Raw genomic sequence first — 5,234 nt, forward strand, 5'->3', positions numbered from 1 at the left:
GGCTGAGCGACGACATGATCCGACGCGCCTACAACAAGCTGCGCCACCGCGCCTGGTTCGGCGTGTACGCCAATATGAGCGCCTGGCAAGCGCCCGCCGCCGATGCGCACAAGCTGGCCGGCAGCTGGGTGATCAGCGCGCCCCCATTGAGCGCCGTGTGCCCCATCACGACAGGTAGCTTCACCTGGGCAGGCCGCACCGGTTTCACGATGCAGCTGCACGCCTCCTTGAATGCAGATCGCCAGGCCACGATCGCCTTGATGCAAGCCTGGATCGCCGACCTGTACCGCGTGGCCGGCATCCACGAAGCCGACATCCAGCCTCAATGCATCGCCATGCACGAACTCCAACAACAAGCCCGCCGAGTGGATTCATGATCACGCCCCGCCACGTTCTCGTCAGCAAAAGCATTGTCGGCCTGTCCTGGGTTCTGGGCCTGGGTGAGCTGGCCCATCCTGTTGTTCACATTCCGCCCATGTGGTTGTATGTGGTGATGGCCCTGTCCCTGCTGGCGCATGGCGCTCAATGCGTGTACTTCACGCGCAAGTTCGGCCATGTGGCTCAACCGCTGTGGCCCCACCTCGTGCAGATCATGATCTTCGGCATGCCGCACATCGTGGGCTTTCAGCAAGGACCGCAGGCTGACGGCGCCAACGACAAGGCGGTGTCCGCGTGAACACAGCTGCTTCGGGCGAATTCAACCTGTATGCGCTGATGCAGTCGCAGGCCATGGCGCAGCCCGGCCGCATTGCATTCGCGCAAGCTCGACAACGCAGCAAGGCGGGCCGCTATTTGTATGAAACGCGCAGCTACGGCCAGTTCCTGCATGAAGTCGATCGCACTGCTGCCTGTTTGCGCGATGCCGGTATCCGCCGTGGCAGCAAGACACTGATGCTGATCCGCCCGGATCTGGATCTGCCCGTCATCGTGTTCGCCTTGTTCAAGCTGGGCGCTGTGCCCGTCATCATCGATCCGGCCATGGGCATGAAGCGCCTGCTCGATTGTGTGCGCAAGGTGGCGCCTGACGCCATGATCGCCCTGCCCTTGGTACACGCCCTGCGCCCTTTCGTGGGCGATGCGTTTGCCAGCATCAAGTTGTTCATCAGCACCGGTACCGCACGCTTACCAGCCACGCGTCGCTTGCTGGATCTGCGCAGCAGCAAGGCCCCGATCAGCAAGATGGTGAACACACAGGGCAGCGACCTGGCCGCCATCTTCTTCACCAGCGGCAGCACGGGCACACCCAAGGGCGTCGAGGCCCTGCACAGCACGCTGGGCGCGCAGATCGCCCATTTCGCCACCATGTGCGAAGAAGATCAGCAAAGTGTGGAGCTGGCCGCCTTCCCCGTGGCCACCTTGATCTCGCCCTGCCTGGGCCAGACCAGCGTGATCCCCGACATGGGCTCCATGCACCCAGGCCGCTGCAAGCCCGACAACCTGATCCAGGCCATAGAAGACTTTGGCATCACCTCCGGCTTTGCCTCGCCCATCGTGTGGGAGCGCCTGAGCCGCCATTGCGCCGCACAAGGCAGGCAACTGCCTAGCATTCGCCGCGCCTTCAGCGGTGGCGCCCCCATTCCCTACAAGATGGTGGAACGCCTTGGCCAGGTCATGCCGCAAGGCGTGATGCACACGCCCTATGGCGCCACCGAGGTCACCCCCATCAGCACCATCGATGCAGCTGAAATCGAACGCGAAACGGCTCGCTTGTCTGCCGTGGGCTATGGCGTTTGTGTTGGCAAGGTCGTGCCCGGTCTGGAAGTGCGCATCATCCGCACGGAAGACCACGCCTTGCATCACTGGCGCGAAGTAACTGAACTGACCGATGGCAAGGTGGGCGAGATCGTGGTGCGCGGCGCCTTGGTGTCTCCCCGCTATCACAACGACCCGATCAACACGGCTCAGACCAAGATCGAAGCGGCCGAGCCGGACTCGGCATTCCCGTTCTGGCACCGCACTGGAGATGCAGGCTACTTCGACAAGCAAGGCCGGCTGTGGTTTTGCGGTCGCATCAAGCACATCGTGCAGGCACAAGGCAAACGCTACTTCTCCGTACCGGTTGAGGAGGTACTGAATGCCGAAGCCGAGGTCTGGCGCTCTGCCCTGGTCGGCGTGGACGTGGAAGGCCAGACCGAGCTGGCCATGGTCGTGGAGTTCTACCCCGAATACAAGCACCAGATCAGCCCGACACGCCTGCACGCCTACAAGGCCAGGCTGGACGGTCTGGGCTTCCCTGTCAGGCATGTGTTGCCCTACCCCAAGGCATTCCCGGTAGACAAGCGACACAACTCCAAGATCGAGCGCCCGCTGTTGGCTGAATGGGCGCAGAAGCAAATCAACAAGGGCGTACGCTCATGAAAACACTGGTGACTGGCGGCGGCGGATTCCTGGGCCGCTACATTGTGGAAGCCCTGCAGGCACAAGGTCATGATGTGGCCGTGCTGTGCCGTGGCGACTATCCCTTGCTGCGCCAGCAAGGTGTGCAATTGATCCAGGCCGACCTGGCTGATGCAGGCGCCGTGCGTGAAGCATGCCAAGGCATCGAACGCGTGTTCCACGTGGCCTCGAAAACAGGCCCATGGGGCCGTCATGAAGACTTTCATCGCACCAATGTGCAAGGCACGCGTAACCTGATCGACGCCTGCCATGCCAACGGCGTGCGCAAGCTCATCTACACCAGTTCGCCCAGCGCCGTGATCGGTTTTGACGACCTGTGCAACGCCAACGAGCAGACGCCCTATCCCGCCAAGCCCATCAGCGCCTACCAGCACACCAAGATGCTGGCTGAACAGATGGTGCTGGCCGCGCACGGCCAACACGGCCTGGTCACCACGGCACTGCGCCCACACGCCATATGGGGCCCGCGAGATACCCAGTTGCTCCCAGCCCTGATCGAGCGACACAAGGCCGGCAAGCTGATTCGTGTGGGTTCGGGCCACAACATGATCAGCGTCAGCTATGTCGAAAACGCGGCCTGGTGGCACCTGCAGGCGGCCGACTACGATGAAGCGGGCGGCAAGGTCTACTTCGTCAACGAAACTGAGCCTGTCTCCATGTGGGCCTGGATCGATGGCCTGCTCGCCGCCATCGGCCTGCCGCCCGTCAAACGCGAAGTCTCGTACGGCACGGCCTACGCCATCGGTGCAGCCTCGGAAGCCCTCTTCACCGCTCTGCCCAGGCTGGGCGAACCCAAGCTGACCCGCGCCGTGGCCGCCGTCTGTGCCAAGCACCACTACTTTGATGTCTCTGCAGCCCAGCAGGACTTCGGCCTGAGCTCCCCCGTGTCGATGGCCGAAGCCCATCGCCGCTTTGCCGCCTGGTTTGGCAACACGACATCAGAACAGGACACGCCATGCGCCCTCGCTCATCCATCCTGATCACGGGTGCCTCCAGCGGGATCGGCCAAGCGCTGGCCCTGCACTTTGCGCAGCAAGGTCATCTCGTGCTGGCGGGCGTGCGTCGCCGCGAGGATGCGGACGAGCTGGTTTCACGTTCGCAAGGACGCGTCACGCCCATACGGCTGGATGTCACATCTGCGGCATCCATCGAAGTGGCACTGGCCCAAGTCCAGGCGCATGCCGGAGAACAACTGGACGTGCTGATCAACAACGCTGGCCTGGCCTTCAGCGGCGCCCTTGAGCACACCCCGCAAGACGAACTGGCCCGACTGATGAACGTGAACGTGATGGGCACCTTCGCTGTCACCCGCGCGTGCCTGCCACTGTTGAGGCAAGCCAAAGGGCACATCGTCAACATCAGCTCGATTTCCGGCCTGTTTGCCGCACCGGGATTGACGGCCTACGTGGCCTCCAAGCATGCCGTGGAAGGCATGACTGCCGCCTTGCGCATGGAACTGGCGCCCCTGGGCGTGAAAGTCTGCTCGATTGCCCCCGGCAAGATCGACACACCGATCTGGGACAAGGCCCTGCACACCACCGCAGTCATCCAGGCCCGAAATACGCAAAACCCCGCGCAGTCCCCCGTGCAGAGCCCCACACCGGCCTTCGCCCCGACCTACGCGCCCCACTACCAGACGCTGGACACCTTCTACCAACGCTACGCCCACGACGAAAGAGGCACGCCGATGGCAGCCGTGATCAAGGCGGTGGAAAAAGCCCTGCGCAGCGACGCGCCCAAGGCGCGCTATATCGTCGGCCGCAACGCCCGCCTGCGCGCCTGCCTGAACTGGCTGCCCACCGCCTGGCGCGAACGCCTGATTCTCAACAGCGTGGCCCGTGCCGCCAGCTGAAATTCAGGACATTGCCACTTCCGCACACCCTCAAACGCGCAATTTTGACAAACTGCGCCGCCAAGACGGTGATTCATGAGCACATGCCCGGGTAAAATTCGGGCTTACACCAAGACAGTGTCACCTCCGTGACATGCGAGAAAGCCCATGATCTTTGGAAAGCTGCTGCCCCGTGAGGGCAATTTTTTTGAGCTGTTCAACCAGCACGCCAATCACATCGTCGTGGCCGCCCACGCCTTCGCGAACCTGGTCAAGCACTACAACGACACATCCCTGCGTGACAAATACAACCAGGAAGTGGACGCCGCCGAAAGCGCCGCTGACACCGTCACCCGTGAAGTCAACCGCCTGCTGCACAAGACCTTCATCACGCCGATCGACCGCGAACAGATCCACACGCTGATCAACACCATGGACGACGTGGCCGACCTCATGCAGGACGCCGCCGAAACCATGGCCCTGTACGACGTGCGCAGCATGACCGAGGAAATCGTTCGCCTGACCGACCTGTGCGTCAAGAGCTGCGAGCGCCTGAAGTCGGCCGTGTCTCTGCTGGATGACATCGGCAGCGCCAAGACCGCCGAAGCCGCCCTCAAGACCTGCGAAGAAATCGACCAGCTCGAAACCGACGCCGACCGCGTGATGCGTGCCGCCATGAGCAAGCTGTTCCGCGAAGAGCCCGATGTGCGTGAAGTGATCAAGCTCAAGGCAATCTACGAGTTGCTGGAAACCGTCACCGACAAGTGCGAAGACGTCGCCAAGCTGATCGAGGGCGTGATCCTCGAGAACTCCTGATCCCGAGAGGCTGACATGACAACCATGCACGTGGCCCTGTGGGTCATCGTCGCGCTGGTGGTGCTGGCACTGCTGTTCGATTTCATGAACGGCTTCCACGATGCTGCCAATTCGATTGCCACCGTCGTCTCGACCGGTGTGCTGCGCCCCACCCAGGCCGTGGTGTTTGCCGCGTTCTTCAACTTCGTGG

The 5,234-nt window shown here is 62.5% G+C and carries 7 protein-coding genes; all 7 read left to right on the forward strand.

Annotated features, from left to right (window positions below; genetic code table 11):
* Positions 1-377: hypothetical protein (locus EPO09_RS01820; RefSeq protein WP_290639590.1), on the forward strand; the 377-nt coding region annotated here is incomplete at its 5' end.
* The gene (locus EPO09_RS01825) at positions 374-676 is read left to right on the forward strand and encodes a hypothetical protein (RefSeq protein WP_290639592.1); all 303 of its coding nucleotides are present in this window, start codon (positions 374-376) and stop codon (positions 674-676) included. The genes EPO09_RS01820 and EPO09_RS01825, both read left to right, overlap by 4 nt.
* Positions 673-2,358, forward strand: coding sequence for a fatty acid CoA ligase family protein (locus EPO09_RS01830; RefSeq protein WP_290639594.1), 1,686 nt, complete (start codon positions 673-675; stop codon positions 2,356-2,358). Before EPO09_RS01825 ends, EPO09_RS01830 begins: the two co-directional genes overlap by 4 nt.
* A complete protein-coding gene (locus EPO09_RS01835) occupies positions 2,355-3,377 on the forward strand; it encodes an NAD-dependent epimerase/dehydratase family protein (protein ID WP_290639596.1) in 1,023 nt (340 codons plus the stop codon). Before EPO09_RS01830 ends, EPO09_RS01835 begins: the two co-directional genes overlap by 4 nt.
* On the forward strand, positions 3,353-4,249 hold the full coding sequence (locus EPO09_RS01840) for an SDR family oxidoreductase (protein ID WP_290639599.1): 897 nt from the start codon (positions 3,353-3,355) through the stop codon (positions 4,247-4,249). The genes EPO09_RS01835 and EPO09_RS01840 overlap by 25 nt, the downstream gene beginning before the upstream one ends.
* A gap of 147 nt (positions 4,250-4,396) precedes the next feature.
* On the forward strand, positions 4,397-5,044 hold the full coding sequence (locus EPO09_RS01845; RefSeq protein WP_290639601.1) for a DUF47 domain-containing protein: 648 nt from the start codon (positions 4,397-4,399) through the stop codon (positions 5,042-5,044).
* 15 nt (positions 5,045-5,059) lie between these two features.
* The coding region (locus tag EPO09_RS01850) for an inorganic phosphate transporter (RefSeq protein WP_290639603.1) at positions 5,060-5,234 on the forward strand (175 nt) is incomplete at its 3' end.

This window comes from Aquabacterium sp. (assembly GCF_004297345.1).
Taxonomy (GTDB): Bacteria; Pseudomonadota; Gammaproteobacteria; order Burkholderiales; family Burkholderiaceae_C; genus Aquabacterium.